This is a genomic window from Anabaena sp. FACHB-595 (assembly GCF_048568275.1).
GTDB lineage: Bacteria > Cyanobacteriota > Cyanobacteriia > Cyanobacteriales > Nostocaceae > Trichormus.
Window position 1 is genome coordinate 966,525 of sequence record NZ_CP183473.1, and the last position, 18,258, is coordinate 984,782.

Below are 18,258 nucleotides of genomic sequence, written 5' to 3' on the forward strand. Positions count from 1 at the left end.
ATGAGTAATAAGTCTCCAACATCAGGCTTTTGGATTTATGTAGCTGAATGTGTTCGCCTTTTATATTGGGCTTATTTTAAGCCTTACACCTATGAACGCTGGCTGCGTGATATACATCCAGAACTACAGCCCAGAAATAACCCCTTTGATAAAAAAGCTGAGTTTCGCGCTAACCCCCGATTGCGTCGCTATGCTGGGCAGGTTTGGTGGGTAACTCTGTTAGTTCCGTTTTTTGTTGTATTGCTGATAGCACCTGTTTACACTTTGGTTAGTGGTGAGTCGTCTAGATGGTTCTTCAGCTTTATTTTTTTCTTGGGCTGGGTAATAGGAATGTGTCTAGAACCTGTTAGGGATAAATATAAACTTGCTATTTTCTTTCTTGCCTTCCTTACCACGATTTTAAGATCTATATTTTTATCAGGCTTGGCGGTAGGCGTGGTGTTTGGCTTGGCGGTAGGCGTGGTGTTTGGCTTGGCGGTAGGCGTGGTGTTCGGCGTGGCGTTCGACTTGGCGCTAGGCGTGGCGCTAGGCGTGGCGGGAGGCTTGGCGGTAGGCGTAGTGGGAGACATGGCGTTCGGCTTGGCGCTAGGCGTGGTGCGAGGAGTAGCGCTAGGCTTGGCGTTCGGCTTGGCGTTCGGCTTGGTGATAGGCGTGGCGGTAGACGTGGCGATAGGCGTGGTGTTCGGCGTGGTGATAAGCGTGGCGCTAGGCGTAGTGATAAGCGTGGCGATAGGAGTGGTGTTCGGCGTGGCGTTCGGCGTGGCGTTCGGCTTGGCGTTGATTCTGGGCGTGTTACGGTTTTACTTCTGGTTGGTGGAATTGTTGTGGACACTCTTCCTTTTCTTTTTTTCCCCAAATGGGAAGCAGGTAAATTGCTTAAGATACATACCCCCCCCGTTTTGATGAATTAATTATTTTGCCTCTACCTTTCTTGGATCAGATGATTGTCGAGGCTTATCGAGAAAATCCTTCATCTGCCCGTGAGACAATAGATTACCTGACGACTTCTACAAATCAACAAAAAGTTGCAGTACGGGCAACTATTGGTATTACTGCCGATATTCTCAATGGCTGTCAACGGTTAGAAGATATTTTAGACATTGCTAATCAATTAACCTGGATTCCCTCCCCACCACCAAAAGAACTTGGCCTTGTCCTACCGCAATTTTTAGACATTAGCCAAAGTGTAAGAGCATCCCAAGCAGCAACTACATCCTATCGCCGATATGAGTTACTCAATCCTCCTATAAATGCTTTACAAGAACTAAAAAACAATCTGGCTTTTGGGAAAAATGCTTCATTAGCTACTAAATTCGGCAGCATAGCCGAACGCTGGCTAAGAATTTTACAGACAGCACAGCGCATTTTAGAAGAAACAGCAAAGCAATCACAAGAAATCCGCCAAGTTTACATCGCCGGTAATTCACTAGAACCGCAAACAGCCAAGTATCGTTTTAAAGGGCGAATTGATATATTTCGAGAAATCGAAACTTTGACCCTTTCCGACCAATCACAAGTATTGCTACTTTACGGTGGGCGAAGAACTGGCAAAACTTCAGCACTTAAATATCTACCTTACAGAATTGCCCCAGATATCATTCCTTTGCTGGTAGATTTACAAGGAACCGCATCAGCCACAACTTTAAAGGGGTTCGCTGAAAATCTAGCCCGACAAATTATCGATACTGCACGACGCTTACCCCGAACAATAAATTTGCCTAATCCAGATGCCTATAAACTAGCGGAAGATCCATTTCCCGCGCTGCAAACTTGGTTAGGAGAAATAGAACGCAGCAATTCGGGTAAGCGATTTCTTTTATGTTTAGACGAGTTTGAACGCTTGAGTGAAGTAGTTAACGCCACAAATAGCCGTGCGCCACTCAACTTTATTCGTCACCTCCTGCAACACCAAAAACAATGGATTTTGCTATTCAGTGGTTCTCACCAATTATCTGAACTTGATGCTTACTGGAGTGATTATTTAATTAACACTCGCGCCTTACGCATGACTTATCTGCAAGAGTCCGAAGCCCGTGAGTTAATTCTCAAGCCAGTAGAAGATTTTACCAACATCTATGAGCCAGAAGCAGTAGATATGATTATCCAAATTACTCGCTGTCAGCCTTATTTGGTGCAGTTGGTGTGTTACGAGTTGGTAGAATTGCTAAATCGTGATATTAGGGCAAACAGACGACAACCAAATACGGCAAAAGCCACAGTCGCGGATGTGCAAGATATCATCCCCACCGTCCTAGAACGAGGTGATCAGTATTTTCGGGAATTATGGACAAGTTTAGAAAATAAAGATCAAAGTTTACTGCGTCGTCTCATTGATGGCGAAACTCCCACACCACAAGACAGCAAGGTAGTCAAAAAACTAGCCCGCAAGGAAATCTTGACTCCAGAAGGTAATGCTTTTCAAGTGCCTTTAGTACAGAAATTTGTCGAATATCTGCTAGAAGAAGAATAAGTATCGGCGCTAGTTAATGGTCAGCGACTCTAGCCACACAGTACGAGCCGCTTTTAGTTTACTCTTTTGAAAAACCGGTCATTTCATCGGTGGGTTCGTCTAGCATTTCTGGAACTAAAGCCTGGTTTCCTCTTTTTTCCTCTGCTGATTGTTGTCGAATTACGTCATCCATTTTTGGCGGATGTTTAATCATGTCCAACACTTCTGGACTTAATTGAGAGGAATCACCTTCTGGATTGCTCTTTTCAGCTTGGCTCGGAACAGTTTCTTTATTCATGATTATTGCCCCAAATATATACATACCAGCTTAAGGGTCTGTACGATAAGTACACACTATCCTGGGACTCATGAACCTACTTTCTTGAGACTGAAAATAGGACATCGGAGTAGTCAAAAATCCCAGGATTAACTTATGAGGCCAATAGGTAATATGAGACTACACCCAGCATTATGAGTAATGCCGATTAAATTTTATACAAGCAACGGGTCAAGGAGCTTTGACAATTTTATGTTATCTGATTCTTAACGTGGAAACCGAAACACAATCATCAAATTCATGAGGTTTAGACAGTAGCTTATCCTATGCTGAACAACTCCCCATAACCAGACTCAATTAAATAAATTACTATTCTGTTTTTCGTCTCAATAAGTTTGGCTTAGTTTGAGGCTACTATTACAATGGAAACTATTGATCAGTGAGGAAAACCCATGACCCAAGTGGTTTTAGGAGAACATGAAGGCATAGATTCAGCACTACGTCGGTTCAAACGTCAAGTTTCTAAGGCTGGTATATTAGCTGATGTTAAGTATCATCGGCATTTTGAAACACCGTTAGAAAGACGCAAACGCAAAGCAGTGGCAGCGAGACGCAAGCGCCGTTTTTAAATAAACCTATTTTGTTGGTTTGGATAAGCGGTGTTGCTTGAGGAAATAGACTAATAACAAATAACAGTAAGTTGCCACTATTGTGACAATCACAAAGTGAGATGTGCCGCACCCCAATGTGGGGTGTAAGTAAATCATCTGACTGATAAATAAGTCTTATATAAGGTGTGACTTTGGTTGGATTGGACAAGCCATCGTCGTTAACCACCAACCAATGTTCAACACCTAAAAACTGGCGAGAGCTTTAAGATTTAGGAGCCTCGACAGTACAACTATTGCAGCGATTCATCGCCTTTTCTACGCCTTGTTTGAGGCTCAATTCTACACATTCAACTACGAACTGTAAGACAAGGGACATAAGTTGAGTCTCGGTGGCGGAAAATTTTCCTAACACATGAGAAACTGTTTCTGAGTTATCGCCATTCACTGCATTTTTCGGCTTACCTATACCAATACGTAAGCGGGGGAAATTTTGCGTGCTAAGATGAGCGATCGCACTCTTCATGCCATTATGTCCCCCAGCCGACCCAGACAAACGCAGACGAGTCTTACCCAAAGGCAAGTCTAGATCATCATAAATCACTAACACAGATTCACCTGACAATTTATACCAGCTTGTTACTGCTTGTATCGCCTGTCCTGAGCGATTCATATAAGTTAGTGGCTTAAGCAAGCGAATTTTTACACCTCCAGGGGCAGTACCTTCACCGTATTGACCCTGAAATTTGCGATTTTCAGCCAAGGAAATATTCCAAGCACGAGCAAGAGCATCCACAGCTGCAAAGCCGATATTGTGGCGAGTTTGGTCATATTTAGGCTCTGGGTTCCCCAACCCAACAATTAGCTGGGGAATCACCAAAGCAGGTTGCGTTACAGGTTCTGTCATCTATCTTGTTTACAATCAACCGCTTGCTGCACTTCCTCAAATAGCGGGGGAAGAACCAGCACTATCTTGCTCAGATTTCACCGATTCGATTTGCTTGGGTTCAAGTTCAGCAGTCGTCTTTACAGCCTGTTCCAATTGTTCAGCTTCGCGCTTGAACTCGCTCTGAAACTCATTAGAAGCTTCTTGAAAACCGCGAATTGCTTTTCCCATACTCCGGCCAATTTCTGGTAATTTTTTTGGGCCAAAGATGAGTAGCGCTACTACCATAATTAGACCCATTTCCGGTAAACCAATACCAAATATATTCACGCGGGTTCTCCTGTTAAGTGTTTGGGCTTGGGGACTGGTGATTGGGTATGGGGGACTAGGTAGAATTTTTCACCCTACTCCTGACCACCCTTTTTTAGAGACTATATTCAAAAAGTTATCATTATTCTTATTCAAGAGTAACGTTTCCGGTATACCAACCACAAATAGAAATTAGACAAGAGAAGTAATTCAATCGGTGATTATTGTCAACGTTTAAGTACGAGAAAAAAATGGATTTTAGGACTCACGACCAAGGGAACACCAAAAATTAACAATTCAAAATTCAAAATAAATGTTTTACACCCTCACACCCTTACACCCTTATACCCCTAAACCCAGTCTCAACAGAAAATCTGGGTGAGTAAGTCCTAACTACAAAAAAACCCGGACAGGCCGGGTGTAGACTAACTAATTAGTTAGCTTGGTTATTGTGTGTTGATAGCTACCAGCCAACTCTGACATCTTGAATCAAGATTGATTTGTTGTAGAGTTGCAGAATAATTAGCAGAAACACAAGAAACAGGGCCATAAAAACACCCATTACAGGGGTAGTTCCCCAGCCTGGAGCCACTTTACCATACTCAGAATTTAAAGGTCGCAGGATATCTCCCAACCTAGTGCGTTGTGCCATAGTTCACCTAAGATTAGTTGCCAAAGCTTTTTTTAATCTTCTGTAATATTCTATAAGAATAACATTCATCATCTATAACTCACTTATGGAACCCGCAATAGTTCTTATCATTTCTGTCGGTGCTGCTCTCGTCGCTGTGACTGGGTATGGGATTTATACTGCTTTTGGCCCTCCTAGCAGAGAATTATCCGACCCTTTTGAAGATCATGAAGACTAAACAGTGTGTGAGAAATTGGGAGTGAGGAATGAGGGAATAGTAACGCTCCCTCCTCAAATCTCTCGTTTCCTTTCTCGTACCCAAGCTCTAGCCTTTGACTTCTAAAATTTTAAAAGTCGCAATTTTCCAAGGTTCAATTGTGGAGATTTGTTGCTGAAATGAGAATTGGCTAGTGGGGCGTTCCAGTAAATCTACTGGAGTACCCAAAGTTAAGTTTAAATCGCTCTGCAAAGATAACTCTGTAGTCACACCATGAGATTCATAAAAGCGCAGAATTAATTGTTGCTGGTCGTCTTCCGATGGTTTTATAGCCATTAAGACTAAATTTTCGGCTGGTAAATTTACAAAACTTACTCTGTCTCTCATGTTGGGCGGGTAGTGAGAGGTTAAGAGTTGGGAGTTGGGAACCGGGTTTAATATTACTTGCAGGGGGATGTTTAATTCATATCCCTTTTGTACTGTGTGGGCTGATTCCCAGCTATCAGCGTGAGGATACACAGTATAAGTAAATTCGTGTATGCCTGTGTCAGCTTCTGGGTCAGGCCAGGTAGGGCTACGAAGTAAGGTTAGCCTTAATAGCTGGGGTTGGCTATCGTAACCATATTTACAATCATTCAGTAAACTAACACCGTAAATACCCTTGTCTGTGTCTGCGGTTAAATCAGCCCAACGTAAAGCTGGGACTTCCCATTTTGCTTTATCTTGTGGGTTTTGGGGTTGAGTCGGGCGACGAATTGCACCGCAGGGAATTTCGTAGGTGGCAAAGTCGGCTGTCAGGTTGAGAGGAAACGCTGCTTTTACTAAAACCTGCTTTTCTCGCCAATTGACTCTAGAAGCTATTTTTAATTGGGGTGAACCGACTTGCAAGATATAATCCTGGCAAAATTCCGACTCGCCTAATTGACGCACTACGCGGAGGCGATTCTGTACAGCGCCTTGTTCTAACCACTGGATAGATTTGAGGTTGGTTGCTGGTAGGGGATGCTGACTATAACTGGGGTCGATGTTCCAAGCGTCCCAATATTGACCACTGTCTTTAAAAGCCTGTAGTTGATTACCCGCACCAGACAATATTTCTCGTTGATGAGTTTTGTCATAGATGCTTGATAAATCTCCAGTATCAGGATCTACGATAACGCGCAGGTGTTCATTTTCGAGAACATAGTCTAGGGATGTGGGTGATGTGGGCGATGGGGGCGATGTAGGGGAAAGCCAAAAGAGGCGATAGCCTACAGATGGAATATCCTTGGCGAGAAATAGTAAGGTTGATGGTTCAGTTAATTGGGAAATTATTTGTTCGCCAGTCGTATCGTAGACTTGCCATTGTTGGTTAGTTGGTGGCGGGGGTAAGGTAACTGATACTACCTCAGAGCGTTGCCAGTTGAGAGAATTGAAAACGAAAATGGGGAAACTATCGGCTTTTGGTGGCTCTGGTAAGGTAAAGTGAGAAGCAATCGCCTGTAATGATTCCTTTAATATCCTGGTTCCTGTTTGTTCTACTTGCTGCCATTCGTGTAAGGCATCTATATATACTTGGGTAATGGAAGAACCAGGTAAAATATCGTGGAATTGGTTAAATAATACTTGTTTCCAAGCCGTTTCTATCGCTGTTTTGGGATATGTCACGCCACAGATAAAAGTTGCCAAGGTAGCAAATAGTTCTGCTTGGTATAGTAAATTTTCTGAATGCCGATTCCAGCGTTTTTGGTCTGCGTGGGTAGTGTAGCAGCCACGATGGAATTCTAAGTATAGTTCGTCGTTCCATGTGGGAACTATTGATTGTTGACTGTTGACTGTTGACTGAATTTGCTGGAGATACTTTTCGGCGGTGATAAATTCTAAGTCTGGGAAAAATGGTGAGGTTTGCCAGCGTTGGGCGGTTTCTAACATATCACGGGTGGGGCCGCCGCCGTGGTCGCCGACACCAGGAAGCCAGAGGGATTCAGTTAAGTTGGTTTGGGTTTGCCATTCTAGAGAATAGGCTGCCATTTTGATGGGGTCAATACCTTCGCCTATGGGTGCAGACATAACACTGAATACTTGACTACCGTCAGGCGATCGCCACCAAAAAGCGCCATAATCAAATTTAGTAGTGTCGTTCCATCGTAATTTTTGGGTGACGAAATACTCAATACCTGCATTCGCCAAAAATTGCGGTAGGGTTGCACAAAAACCAAAGGTGTCGGGAACCCAAACTACAGTCGTGAGTTTGTCGAATTTTTCTTGAAAGTAGCGTTGACCGTATAGTAACTGACGGACTATGGACTCCCCAGCGATTAAATTGAGGTCAGGTTCTACCCAAAAACCGCCGATAATTTCCCATGTTTTTGCAGCTACAGCTTGTTGAATTGCTGTAAATAAATCTGGGCGATGTTCTTCAATCCAAGCATACAGGGCTGGGGTGGAATGACAAAAGATTAACTCTGGAAAATCCTGTTGTAGTTTGAGGACTGATGCAAAAGTGTTTTGGGCTGCATTCCAAGTTTCACTGACTGGCCATAGCCATGCTAAATCTAAGTGGGCGTGACCTAATAAATAGATTTTAAATTTTGGGTCGCTGATAGAGAGATGATTTATCAGATTTTGGCGGATGGTAATTAGAGATTCTGGATTGGAGGGATTAATTTCTGGGATTGCTGCTGTGAGGATATTTAACTTTTCTGGTGCGGACTTTTCTAAATACAGTTGTAATATCGCTAACTCATCGGCAATAAAACCTGGGTCAGGATAATTATAATCTGTGGACTCGTAGACAAGGAGCGATCGCACTAAAGCACCATCACAATGTCCGGGACTTGCTAGCCGCAAAGCCACTACAAATTCTTGCCCTGGTGATACTTCCCGACTGAGTAAAACCCTGGGTGAACAATCAAATAAATCTCCCTCTAGCACTAATTCCCCATTCACGTAGATTTTGGCAGAGTCCGCCCACCAAAGCAGGGACAGCCGCAAAGATAACCCCGCTAAAGGATAATCATGTAAATTTTGGGGAACTACGAATTTCTGTTCTAGCCAAAGTACTTGCTGTCCACCACTCCAAGCAATGTTACCCTTGGTGTCTAACTCTACAGATTGCCAATTGGATACACTAGATGTAGCAACGCCATTAATTTCCCTGGTCGAGTCCTGGTATAACCAAGTAGATTGAACATTAACTTGACAACAACTGCGTAATTGTTCAATTGTGTCTGAGATTAAATTTGTCTGAGATTGAGATCCGGTAGGGGTCATATATTCGCTAAAATCAAAGCACTTACAAGAATTATTGAGATAGTAGTCAGAAGTCAGAATTGGGAATAAAGTTGTGTAAAACTGTTGGCAGGCTAGATTTTTCTACTTTATCCTTGACGAGAAAAGTAAAGCTGAGAATTTTTGGCTTTTCCATCTCTGGCGCTTATTTATGTCTATGCTGAATCCTGTATTCTAAATTTTGAATACATTTATATTGTTGGGCGGGAGTCTCAAAAATCAACAAGGCTCACACTAATTAGTTACTACCATGTCATCTGGTTCTTCTGGTCGTTATCAAAGCAGATTATTTAACTTTGTCAACCAGCAATCTCGGCGGTTGACGGAAAATTGGGGAAGTACCTTGCGGAATTTACAAGTTGCTACTAAGTCGGGTGTGTCAGCACTACTTTATCCTGTGTTGATGTTTTTGCAATCATCTGATTCATCGGTGAAAAGTTTATACACCAAAGAACCAGAATTGCGGAAAAGGTTACAGCCTCATGATACTGACTTATTTTCCCCAACTCCCCTAGCGACCGATAGACCTATTCAGCGCGTATTAGAGTCTGTCCAATATTTATCACCAGAAGAAACCGATATCACGGCTTCCACCACATCCAGATTTGCCAATATTCTGGAGTTATTGCAAGGGAAATTTCTCACCCATCGCCCAAATAAGCCTAAACTTTCACACTCTTTAACTATTTCAGACGCAAAGTTAGCAACTGTTAACCCCTCCCTTCCAGAAAACCCACTCCAACGCCATCTACCAATGGTTAGAGGAGTAGCCTCAGATGTAGTTAATCGTCAGTTGGTACTAGTCAGCACTGAGAACCAGATTCTAGATATTTTGACACCGCAACAACAAGCAAAATTAACAGACAGAATTCTCAGCGAAGTAGCTGAATATTGGCATTCTTGGCAATTAACTGAAGCGCAACAGCAAGCCCATTTACTACCAGAAATTAATCGGATATTAGCAAAGTTGACAGGCGAAAATATGAGCAAAACGCCTGTTATCACCGAGGGAATCACTAAAAATGTCCTCAACACAGGTAAAATAGTAGCTCTACTAGATGCAGCGATCGCTAAACTAGAACAAACTGCGATTGTACCGACACAACAACGCAGTCTAGAAATAATGCGAGTTGCCCAAACTCAAGTCAATATTTTTCTTTATGGCCAAGAACAGCTAAACTCTAGAAAAGAAATAGTAGCTAATTCCGAGAGTGGAGTTACCCAAAAACAAAATGTTTCGGCTTTAATTGAAGCAGCCCTGAATTACTTCTTTGGTGTACCTAAATATAAAGTACTAAAGTCTAGTTTTTTTGAGCAAAAATTACCTGATAGTTATCAGTCACCACATGAATATTTCACAAACGACCCTTGGCTAGAGTGGGCTGATTTGTATGATGATGTTGAAAATCTTACAGCAAAGATTATGCAATCATCAAGAATCAAATCCAGTCTTCCTCCGCATAAATCGGCTGGTTTATCTGGGCAGAAAAAACAACCTACACCACAACAAAAATCAACCTCTAGTGTGTCACCAAAGAAAAAACATACATCTAGAAAAATTTCCTCTACAAAACAAATCCCAGCTTATCTTGCCCAACAGCAACCTTATACCGAAAACCAAGCAGAAGCCCAACCAGATTGGATAGAAACGACAGCGACCGTACTAGGCTATGAAAAGCACCTCTTGGAATATATTCTGGAATGGTTAGACCGTGCTATTCTCTGGATAGAACAAATATTGACAAATATTTTTTACTTTTTGCAAGGTTTGTTGCGGGGTAAGTGAAACTTAATTACTTAGTGAATTTATGATTTTTTGGTAATTGGTAATGGGTCGTTAATTTCTACTATTAGCTATTACTAATGAGCGATTACTAACCCCCACAAATTTAACCGCACAAGATGTATTCTTTCACCACAGCATATGGTTAAGAAAATGTTGCAGTAGTTTGAAGCCTGTTGGTTCCTGATAATCTGTAGGTAACACATCCTGCATTGCTTCCTGCAACTTCTCTAACGCTACATCTACTTCTTGGCGGTTTGGTCTGTTAGTTTGGACGAAATACAACGGTTCACCAATGCGAACAGTTAATTGTTTGCGCCAATACAGGTCATGAGTGCCGATTAAAGCTATTGGTACTATGGGTACACCAGCCCTTAAGGCGTAAATCACCGTCCCTCGTTTCAGAGGTAAATGTAACTGACCCTCCACATTTCCCAGTCGTCCTTCGGGAAAAAGAATCATCCCGTCCCCTTGGGCTAAAATCCCTAAAACAATGCGGTCTATCTGTCGCAGTGTAGGTATATCTCCCCCAGTGGGTACAGTTTCTTCAATGATTTGGGCTAACTCTATGAGGTCTTGTCTTCCCGCCTTAGCGGCTTGAATAACAGCGATTTCTTCTTTCCATATCCGGGCTAAGGGAATCACCCCTCCAGCAAAACCCAAGATAAAACGCTTCCACCATTTGTTATAGAGGGTACGAGCATCGCCCACAATGTAATAGTGGGGTTGGGTGGGTATTTCCGCTAGCAGCACCAGAGGGTCGAGATGGTGGAGATGGTTAGCTGCGATAATTGCCGATGTTTGGGGGATTTTTTCCGAGTTTTCGACGCGTACCCGAAAGATAGCATGAATGAGCGATCGCAAGACAAAACGACGTATCCCCGCATTAACTCTCGGTTCCATCTGCCCTTGATGCCTAGCTTCCAATCCAACCAGAGTTTTAGCAATTATCTCACGCACCGCGCGATCGCTTGCTGCCGCCACACCTTCCCGCACCCGCTTAATAGTTGCGGTCGTTAAGGATGGTAAGACTTCTGTTCGCGTACTAATTTCTGGCTGGTCGTTGGATTTCACTTCATTTAAGCCTGACTGAGCAGATTTGTGAAAAAAACGTTTGAACAGCTAATAATTATTTAAATTGTATAGAGCTAGTAAAGAAAATGTTTGTTTAGCTTGTATTTCTTAATTTTGAAGTTTGCGGAAAGTGGGCGGTGTCGGTTTCCGTCCCGCCCAACTTTCCAAGACGAATTTTGTAGCTTTAGCTTCCCGTAGGGTATTTTTAATTAATTCATGGTCTACCATAACGAAGGCGTATTTAAAAGTGTCGATGGACTTGAGCTTTATTATCAGAATTGGTATCCAGAAGTTAAAGCAAAAGCCATCTTGGTGATTGTGCATGGACTGGGAGGACACAGTGATAAATATAGTAATATCGTCAACCATCTAACAGCCAAAGATTATGCCGTTTATGGCTTAGATTTACGCGGTCATGGGCGATCGCCTGGACAGCGTGGTCACATCAACGCCTGGGCTGATTTTCGGGGAGATTTAAGTGCTTTCTTAGAGCTAATTCAGACCCAGCAGCCACAATCCCCGATTTTCTTATTAGGGCATAGTTTAGGTGCAGTAGTTGTCTGCGACTATATTTTACGCTGTCCCAAAGAAGCCGCAAAATTGCAAGGTGCGATCGCCTTAGCACCAGCCATAGGCAAAGTCGGCGTGTCGAAATTCCGCTTACTTGTAGGTAAATTGCTTTCGCAAATATGGCCGCGCTTCTCCTTAACTACTGGACTTGACCTGAGTGCAGGTTCACGAGACGAGAAAGTTGTAGCCGCTTATGCTCAAGACACCCTACGCCATAATCTTGGTAGCGCCCGTTTAGCCACAGAATACTTTACCACCGTCGCCTGGATTCATGCTCATGCACCTGACTGGCAAATCCCCTTGCTGATTCTTCACGGTAGCAGCGATCGCATCGCCTCACCTGAAGGCGGAGAAATTTTTTACAAAAACGTAGGTTGTTCAGATAAGTTTCGTATCGAATACCCGGAAGCCTATCATGACCTACAAGCAGACCTCAACTACCAACAAGTCCTAGCTGACATAGAAAATTGGCTAGAAAATCATTTGCCATAAATGCTTCCCCTGCTTCCCCTGCTTCCCAAGGCGATTGGATATTTCTTAGTGAGAATTCCCTTCTTCTGTCCCAAGCCCGAAAATTTTTTTCCCGACCTATTGACATCACCTGAAAAATCCGTTAATTTATAAAAGGTCTGAGGTTGATGCCCCCATCGTCTAGAGGCCTAGGACACCTCCCTTTCACGGAGGTAACGGGGATTCGAATTCCCCTGGGGGTACTAAAAAATTAAATTTAAACTTTATAAGTTTAAAGACCTATACTAACTTAAATCCCTTCAGGAATAACCTTGAAGGGATTTAGATTTGCACCTAGAGACTCTGGTTAGCTAAACACTCTACCCTTTGGTAAATTGCCAGCAGGTTAGACCTAAGATCCTGACTCAGACGACGCTCAATAATAGTGATTGGCATAGTCAACTTAGGCCAAACTTGGATTGTGTAGCACAGATCAGTACCAATTACATTACCGAGAGCATAAGGCTGTAAACACCAATTACCTGAAAAGCCTTTAAAATCTCCCTCAACCATTTGGAAATTTATTTCCTTGGGGAAGTATTCTTCCAAATCTAGAACCACACGGGCGCAAAATTTGAAATTGAGTAAGCGTTGAGAGCCTACTTGTTCAAGTCGAATACCACCATTGGGATGCTCAAGTAGGGAACTTTTAGCGAGGTTGGGAATGAAGTCAGCTAAGGCTTCATAATTTGTGAGTACCTGCCAAACTTGTTCCACTGGTTGGGGAATTTGGACTCTAGCCGTAATTTGCCGTTGTCGATCAGCGATTTTCTCAACTTGGATTTCTACAGATGGTAGGTTGTCTGCACCTGCAACCAATTCGCCATCTAAATCGGGGTTAAATTCCAAGTCTTCTGTAGGGTTGTATTGTTTAGTCACTTTCAGAATATGGTGTGCTTTCATCAGAAAACTGGGGCAAAGTTAGGGTAAAACAAATTTCGCTGAGTTGAGAACCGGGAATAGGGTTGCTCTCAACTGCGATCGCCCCGTTTAAATGCTGTACTAAGGACTTAACTAAAGCGAGTCCCAAGCCAGTCCCTGGAGTCCAGCGACCTCCTCTACCGCGACGGAACCTATCAAATATATAGGTAGCCTCTTGTTCGGAGATGCCACGTCCTGTGTTAGTCACTTTAATCATAACTTGATCAACAAGCTGATCAACTTGATGACTGGCGTGCAGGTGAACGATAGTGTCACGCTCCGAGTATGTATAGGCATTATTTAGTAGCTCATGCAGGATGCGATCAAAACTTTCCAATTCGGTTTGGAGTTTTAACGGTTCATCCGGTATGTCTAAATCTATACTCAATCCTTTACCTGCCATTTTGCTGGCTAAAGAATCCCTTAAGTCTTGAATTTTGGCGTTTAAATTGATATTTTCCACCCTTGGTGGTTCTTGCTCAGACTCTAATTTCTGGAGAGTCAGCAAGTCATTAATTAAGTTGATTTCCTTAGCGCATTCGTTCTCTAGAATCTCTAAGTATTTCACCTGACGCTCTGCGGGGATTCCTGGGAGACGCAGATTTTTGATTGACATCATCATATTCGTCAACGGGTAGCGCAGGCGATCGCTGATGTTGCTCATAAATTCGTCTTTGAGCTGGTTCAGTTCCCGCAACTGCTCCACATATTGCCGCGTTCTCTCATGAAGTTTTGCTTGCAGTTCCAAGCTACTTTGGAGCTTTGCCGTGCGCTCATCTACTAAAGTCTGGACTTGCCGCAGTGTTTTTGATTGAATAATGGCATTGCTCACTTGAGCGCAAACCATTTCCACCAAATTTAACTCAGACTGTTGCCAGTTACGCGCCACACCCTGCTGTAAGACTAAAAATCCTAATATTTTGCCTTGGTTCTCTAATGGCATTAATAGGACTGCTGGCAGTTCTGTAATGGCAAATAAAGGAGCAACGGTATAGGTATCCTGTATTTCCGAGTAATCATTAATGATGACTGGCTTACCCGCATCTTGGAACACCCTTTGACATAACCCGCAATCAGCCAAAGAGAAAGATCCAGAAAAGGAATCTGTTTGATTGGCATTTTCCTTGCGCCATTCACCAACAACATCAGCTTTAGCTTGAGGAATTTGTTTTTTAATGGGAGTTCTAAATAGTGGATCTGTATATTTCAGTAGAATCAGCAAACCTCGATCTGCTTGTAAACATTCGGCAGTAGATGCTATGGCCAGTTGGAGCATTTGATTTAACTCCAAATTGCTACGACTTAGTATAGTTAATTGTTTAATTAAGCTCTGATGTTGATTACTCTTTTGTAGGTGTTGCTGCTGAGAGGAAATCAACTGTGCTTGGGTTAATTGAGAAAAAGCGATCGCACAAGATGCTTCTATCGTCTTCAAAATGTTTTTTGCTGAATCATCCCAATCATGAGATTGGAATTTAATCAGACTAATTACCCCATTAGTTTTGCCACCAAAGCGGGTAGAAATTGCCAACACGGCTTTGATTGGTAATGGCAAATGTTGACATCCCACCACCAAACTATTGCGGATGATGGAAATCTCATCAATATTGCGTGGTTCTACTGCACATTGCAAAACCGGTAATTCCATCAAGAAACGTTCTGTAGAGAACATCTCATTAGACAGAGGTACTCCTAGAAATTCATCAGAACACCAGTTAGCTGTTGTTGTTTCCGTGGATTCCTCATTGGTAACTGTCACCAAGCAGCAACAATCTACATTTGTGGCAGTCCCCACCAAGTGGGCTATCTCTTGCAGCATTGCTGCTGTTGCTGGACGACTGGCAACGATGTGATTGATCTTGTGTGCCAACTCCTGGGCTGTTTCTTCCTGATGTTGCATCAGTTTGACTGGGTAGGGTTGTAGTCGCTCTGGTCCATCGGGGTACTGTGGCGGCAATAATAAACGCTTTTTCATTCCTAATATGCTCTGAGATTTTTACCCCATTGTTTATGCACCAAACTGTTTGGCATATTATTCACCTTGAGTTGTGTTGCTGCACCTGATGGATGGGAAATGTTTGATGAAAAATTTCTCTCATCTGTTATAGCCCCTTTCTATTGCAGATGATCAAGTTATCAGTAAAATAAACTAATTTATACAGTATTGTGACAGCCGTCTAAGATGACTAAATGCCTGATCAAGCTACTATTTGGTTTCGTGTTGCCAGTCCAAATAATAACTTGGACTCAGGATACCTTGTTTATTACTATACATAAACCGTAATTTCTCTAGATTGGCAACCATAACTTCATTGTGATTAACCGCATTAGTACTGTTGTGACTCAAATCACAAATGAAGATGTTTAGGAAAATTTTAACCAGTGTCGTTTTATTGTTGATGGCTCTGAAGAATTGGGGAATGCTCTGATATTCAGGTTATAGAAAAATTTTTGAGAACTAAATCAAGTATCATATGAGAAAAATTTATGGTTTTTTGATTTCCCTCTATAATATTCTATAGTTTTTTACTTATTACATTAATAGTGTGAGTATGTCAAGATCAGCGCTGAGTAGTGAGTAAAGCATACTAACCCATAACCTAATAGCGAATACAGCCTAGTTACTTATCAGGGCAACTAGGCTGTATTCGGACAAATGTAAAACTAGCCGACTAAACTCTCGACACTGAGCGGAACCATATCGCCGTTTCTGGTTAATCCTAATAACATGGGCTGTTGGGCTTGGATGAGTTGACCTGTGAGTACACAACGTTCTTCTTGTTGAGCTGTGGCGGCTATACTGGCGCGAATATCGGCTCGTGAAAATCGCGGTTTCCACTCGCCCGATTTTTGCTGCACATAGTTCCAGAGGATATCGCGGATAAGTGCTTGATATCCTTGATTTCCAGCTATTTCTTTGAGTTTCTCTTTCAGTTCTCGCTCTAAACGGATGCTGGTAACTTCCATATCGGTGGTTGGGGTGCGAGCGATTGTGTGCATGATTTTTCTCCTTAAAGTATGGACAGGATAGTAATACAAGTGTAGTATGTTTAAAGAAATGTTCAATAGGTGAAATTTTCTGTGAAATCCATTTACCCCATTTCCACTTCCTTAACTGCGACCAAATCCCCATTTAGTTGGGAATTTGGCGTTGTGGGAGTGGAGTATTCATTTATGGGCGATGGTAGCCGTGATGGCGCGCAAATCACAAAGGGAAATTATGACTTTATTATTGATGTCAGCATTAATGGGCTGAATAGCAAACCACAACTAGATACCAGAAGCGGGAGGTACAGACAGAGATATGCTGTACCAAAATAAGACCAAAAATCTGACGGTCTATTTCTCACCCCCGCTTCACCCAAACCAGAAGCGGGGGTTTTTTATTAAGGAGTGAAGCTGTGGCTATCACAATACCAGTGTTAGAGCAATCTGTGGTGGTATTTTCGCAAAATTACTTGCCACTGTGTCGGGTCAATATCAAACGGGCGATCGTCCTGTTATTAACAAACAAAGCTGAACCATTAGTTGGTTATACAGAAAATGGGTGGCGAGTCCATTCACCTAGTTTGATAATTGATGTACCAAAACATATCCGCTTAAAAATCACCTCTGTTGAGAGGACATGGAAAGTTCCGCCTGTGAATCGGCGAGAAATTTTGCGGCGAGATCATCACAGTTGTCAATATTGCGGTAGCAGGAAGCATCTCACCTTAGATCATGTGATTCCCCGGTCTAGAGGTGGTTCTCACACTTGGGATAACGTGGTTGCGGCTTGTGAAAGATGTAACTCGCGTAAGGGAGACCGAACACCGGCAGAAGTTGGTATGCAGTTGCGTACTAAGCCAAAACCACCAGTCCACCCGGCAGTAGCTTTTGCAGTCAGCGACGCTTGGCGTGATAGCGCCACACAGTTTTGGATAGATATGCAGGCAAACCTGGAGTAACAGGAGAGCAGAAGGAATGCTGAAATTAACTTACACAGAGAACAGCTTTTATTTGGAATGTTTCACATTGTCTTTGGAGGAATGGGTAGCGCAACGAGTAATTTTTACACTCCGGCTAGGTCAAAACTTGTGCGTCCAACCCAGCACCGCTTCCTTTTTGTTACCTGTAGATTTACCGGGAATTGAAGCGCTAAAAGCAGAAGCCATAAGGGCTGACAGTGAAATCATTGACTTGGTGACTTGTGATCCTGAGTATCTGGAAATAACTTTGCGGGGTTCTTGGTTGTCAGATGGTTCTGAAGATGCTGATGGCGTGTTTGTGACTCACATGAGCGATCGCACCGAATTTTTTCTACATAAACTCTGGCACGCAGCTCAAGCCTGTGCTTCTGTGATGAGCGAATAAGAAAGGTTAGTTCTGAGTTATGAGTAACATCCACTAATAACTCAGCATTTATTACACTAAACGAAACATAAATGGATAGCGATAAGGTACATTTGGCGTATTGACAACCTTAATAATGGCAATGATGGGCATGATGATACTGACTGCCCATAAACCTATAAGCAATACAATGCCAATGCCGATAAAAATTAGTAATCCAAATATAATGCCGTATATGTAAAGGTTAATGTGGAAATTCAGAGATTCCTTGGCATTTTCTTTCACCACAGGGTCTTCATTGAGCAATAAAATTGCAATGGGTATACCAATAGAGACTATCGTAGAACTAAAAAATATTGCTCCGTGACTCAGAGCAGATAACAATTTGCGTTGCTCGAAGCTTTCCATAGCATCACCCCTC

General features: G+C 42.6%; 19 protein-coding genes and 1 tRNA gene. 10 read left to right on the top strand and 10 right to left on the bottom strand.

Going from position 1 to position 18,258, the window contains the following annotated elements; translation table 11 throughout:
- Positions 1–903 carry a hypothetical protein gene (locus ACN222_RS04155; RefSeq protein WP_419756889.1) on the top strand — a complete coding sequence of 301 codons (903 nt, stop codon included), beginning with the start codon at positions 1–3 and terminating at the stop codon, positions 901–903.
- Between the two features lie 13 nt (positions 904–916).
- Positions 917–2,470 (top strand): AAA family ATPase, encoded by a 1,554-nt coding sequence (locus ACN222_RS04160; protein ID WP_419756890.1) that lies wholly within the window; start codon positions 917–919, stop codon positions 2,468–2,470.
- Positions 2,471–2,528: 58 nt separating this feature from the next.
- Here ACN222_RS04160 and ACN222_RS04165 read toward each other — a convergent pair whose 3' ends face one another.
- A complete protein-coding gene (locus ACN222_RS04165) occupies positions 2,529–2,747 on the bottom strand; it encodes a hypothetical protein (RefSeq protein ID WP_044520741.1) in 219 nt (72 codons plus the stop codon).
- A gap of 431 nt (positions 2,748–3,178) precedes the next feature.
- Between ACN222_RS04165 and rpsU the strand changes: the two genes are divergently transcribed.
- A complete protein-coding gene (gene rpsU / locus ACN222_RS04170; protein WP_010995017.1) occupies positions 3,179–3,355 on the top strand; it encodes a 30S ribosomal protein S21 in 177 nt (58 codons plus the stop codon).
- Between the two features lie 244 nt (positions 3,356–3,599).
- On the opposite strand, the gene pth is transcribed toward rpsU, so the two are convergent.
- The 3 genes from pth to psbH form a co-directional block, all read right to left on the bottom strand.
- Positions 3,600–4,241, bottom strand: a complete 642-nt coding sequence (gene pth / locus ACN222_RS04175) for an aminoacyl-tRNA hydrolase (protein WP_044520743.1) — start codon at positions 4,239–4,241, stop codon at positions 3,600–3,602.
- A gap of 36 nt (positions 4,242–4,277) precedes the next feature.
- A complete protein-coding gene (locus ACN222_RS04180) occupies positions 4,278–4,550 on the bottom strand; it encodes a TatA/E family twin arginine-targeting protein translocase (RefSeq protein WP_010995019.1) in 273 nt (90 codons plus the stop codon).
- A gap of 442 nt (positions 4,551–4,992) precedes the next feature.
- Positions 4,993–5,181, bottom strand: coding sequence for a photosystem II reaction center phosphoprotein PsbH (psbH, locus tag ACN222_RS04185; RefSeq protein WP_010995020.1), 189 nt, complete (start codon positions 5,179–5,181; stop codon positions 4,993–4,995).
- Positions 5,182–5,266: 85 nt separating this feature from the next.
- Between psbH and psbN the strand changes: the two genes are divergently transcribed.
- A complete protein-coding gene (psbN, locus tag ACN222_RS04190) occupies positions 5,267–5,398 on the top strand; it encodes a photosystem II reaction center protein PsbN (protein ID WP_010995021.1) in 132 nt (43 codons plus the stop codon).
- An 87-nt stretch (positions 5,399–5,485) separates the two neighbouring features.
- Here psbN and ACN222_RS04195 read toward each other — a convergent pair whose 3' ends face one another.
- Positions 5,486–8,629, bottom strand: a complete 3,144-nt coding sequence (locus ACN222_RS04195; protein ID WP_010995022.1) for an alpha-mannosidase — start codon at positions 8,627–8,629, stop codon at positions 5,486–5,488.
- 268 nt (positions 8,630–8,897) lie between these two features.
- On the opposite strand from ACN222_RS04195, the gene ACN222_RS04200 reads away from it, so the two are divergent.
- Positions 8,898–10,433 (top strand): hypothetical protein, encoded by a 1,536-nt coding sequence (locus ACN222_RS04200; RefSeq protein ID WP_010995023.1) that lies wholly within the window; start codon positions 8,898–8,900, stop codon positions 10,431–10,433.
- 126 nt (positions 10,434–10,559) lie between these two features.
- Here the strand turns inward: ACN222_RS04200 and ACN222_RS04205 are convergent, their stop codons facing one another.
- A complete protein-coding gene (locus ACN222_RS04205) occupies positions 10,560–11,504 on the bottom strand; it encodes a lysophospholipid acyltransferase family protein (RefSeq protein WP_010995024.1) in 945 nt (314 codons plus the stop codon).
- A gap of 216 nt (positions 11,505–11,720) precedes the next feature.
- On the opposite strand from ACN222_RS04205, the gene ACN222_RS04210 reads away from it, so the two are divergent.
- Together ACN222_RS04210 and ACN222_RS04215 are read left to right on the top strand one after the other, a co-directional pair.
- Positions 11,721–12,566: an alpha/beta hydrolase gene (locus tag ACN222_RS04210; protein ID WP_010995025.1), complete on the top strand. Its 846-nt coding sequence runs from the start codon at positions 11,721–11,723 to the stop codon at positions 12,564–12,566.
- A gap of 148 nt (positions 12,567–12,714) precedes the next feature.
- A tRNA-Glu gene (locus ACN222_RS04215) sits at positions 12,715–12,787 on the top strand.
- 91 nt (positions 12,788–12,878) lie between these two features.
- Here ACN222_RS04215 and ACN222_RS04220 read toward each other — a convergent pair.
- The 3 genes from ACN222_RS04220 to ACN222_RS04230 form a co-directional block, all read right to left on the bottom strand.
- Positions 12,879–13,487 carry an SRPBCC family protein gene (locus tag ACN222_RS04220; protein WP_010995026.1) on the bottom strand — a complete coding sequence of 203 codons (609 nt, stop codon included), beginning with the start codon at positions 13,485–13,487 and terminating at the stop codon, positions 12,879–12,881.
- Positions 13,456–15,480, bottom strand: a complete 2,025-nt coding sequence (locus tag ACN222_RS04225) for a GAF domain-containing sensor histidine kinase (protein WP_010995027.1) — start codon at positions 15,478–15,480, stop codon at positions 13,456–13,458. The genes ACN222_RS04220 and ACN222_RS04225 overlap by 32 nt, the downstream gene beginning before the upstream one ends.
- 689 nt (positions 15,481–16,169) lie before the next feature.
- The gene (locus ACN222_RS04230; protein WP_010995028.1) at positions 16,170–16,505 is read right to left on the bottom strand and encodes a hypothetical protein; all 336 of its coding nucleotides are present in this window, start codon (positions 16,503–16,505) and stop codon (positions 16,170–16,172) included.
- A 69-nt stretch (positions 16,506–16,574) separates the two neighbouring features.
- On the opposite strand from ACN222_RS04230, the gene ACN222_RS04235 reads away from it, so the two are divergent.
- From ACN222_RS04235 to ACN222_RS04245, 3 genes are all read left to right on the top strand, one after another.
- On the top strand, positions 16,575–16,826 hold the full coding sequence (locus ACN222_RS04235; RefSeq protein ID WP_010995029.1) for a hypothetical protein: 252 nt from the start codon (positions 16,575–16,577) through the stop codon (positions 16,824–16,826).
- A gap of 80 nt (positions 16,827–16,906) precedes the next feature.
- Entirely contained in the window at positions 16,907–17,452 is a 546-nt protein-coding gene (locus ACN222_RS04240) for an HNH endonuclease (protein WP_010995030.1), read from the top strand.
- A 16-nt stretch (positions 17,453–17,468) separates the two neighbouring features.
- A complete protein-coding gene (locus ACN222_RS04245) occupies positions 17,469–17,858 on the top strand; it encodes an alr0857 family protein (RefSeq protein WP_010995031.1) in 390 nt (129 codons plus the stop codon).
- Between the two features lie 51 nt (positions 17,859–17,909).
- On the opposite strand, the gene ACN222_RS04250 is transcribed toward ACN222_RS04245, so the two are convergent.
- A complete protein-coding gene (locus tag ACN222_RS04250; protein WP_010995032.1) occupies positions 17,910–18,245 on the bottom strand; it encodes a DUF4870 domain-containing protein in 336 nt (111 codons plus the stop codon).
- Positions 18,246–18,258: the final 13 nt, after the last annotated feature.

Bases quoted from the DNA above. Each gene is read 5' to 3' on its own strand.
- rpsU (WP_010995017.1), top strand. From the start codon at position 3,179: ATGACCCAAGTGGTTTTAGGAGAACATGAAGGCATAGATTCAGCACTA.
- psbH (WP_010995020.1), bottom strand. From the start codon at position 5,181: ATGGCACAACGCACTAGGTTGGGAGATATCCTGCGACCTTTAAATTCT.
- psbN (WP_010995021.1), top strand. From the start codon at position 5,267: ATGGAACCCGCAATAGTTCTTATCATTTCTGTCGGTGCTGCTCTCGTC.
- ACN222_RS04210 (WP_010995025.1), top strand. From the start codon at position 11,721: ATGGTCTACCATAACGAAGGCGTATTTAAAAGTGTCGATGGACTTGAG.
- ACN222_RS04165 (WP_044520741.1), bottom strand. From the start codon at position 2,747: ATGAATAAAGAAACTGTTCCGAGCCAAGCTGAAAAGAGCAATCCAGAA.
- ACN222_RS04230 (WP_010995028.1), bottom strand. From the start codon at position 16,505: ATGCACACAATCGCTCGCACCCCAACCACCGATATGGAAGTTACCAGC.
- pth (WP_044520743.1), bottom strand. From the start codon at position 4,241: ATGACAGAACCTGTAACGCAACCTGCTTTGGTGATTCCCCAGCTAATT.
- ACN222_RS04200 (WP_010995023.1), top strand. From the start codon at position 8,898: ATGTCATCTGGTTCTTCTGGTCGTTATCAAAGCAGATTATTTAACTTT.
- ACN222_RS04250 (WP_010995032.1), bottom strand. From the start codon at position 18,245: ATGGAAAGCTTCGAGCAACGCAAATTGTTATCTGCTCTGAGTCACGGA.
- ACN222_RS04225 (WP_010995027.1), bottom strand. From the start codon at position 15,480: ATGAAAAAGCGTTTATTATTGCCGCCACAGTACCCCGATGGACCAGAG.
- ACN222_RS04195 (WP_010995022.1), bottom strand. From the start codon at position 8,629: ATGACCCCTACCGGATCTCAATCTCAGACAAATTTAATCTCAGACACA.
- ACN222_RS04155 (WP_419756889.1), top strand. From the start codon at position 1: ATGAGTAATAAGTCTCCAACATCAGGCTTTTGGATTTATGTAGCTGAA.
- ACN222_RS04245 (WP_010995031.1), top strand. From the start codon at position 17,469: ATGCTGAAATTAACTTACACAGAGAACAGCTTTTATTTGGAATGTTTC.
- ACN222_RS04220 (WP_010995026.1), bottom strand. From the start codon at position 13,487: ATGAAAGCACACCATATTCTGAAAGTGACTAAACAATACAACCCTACA.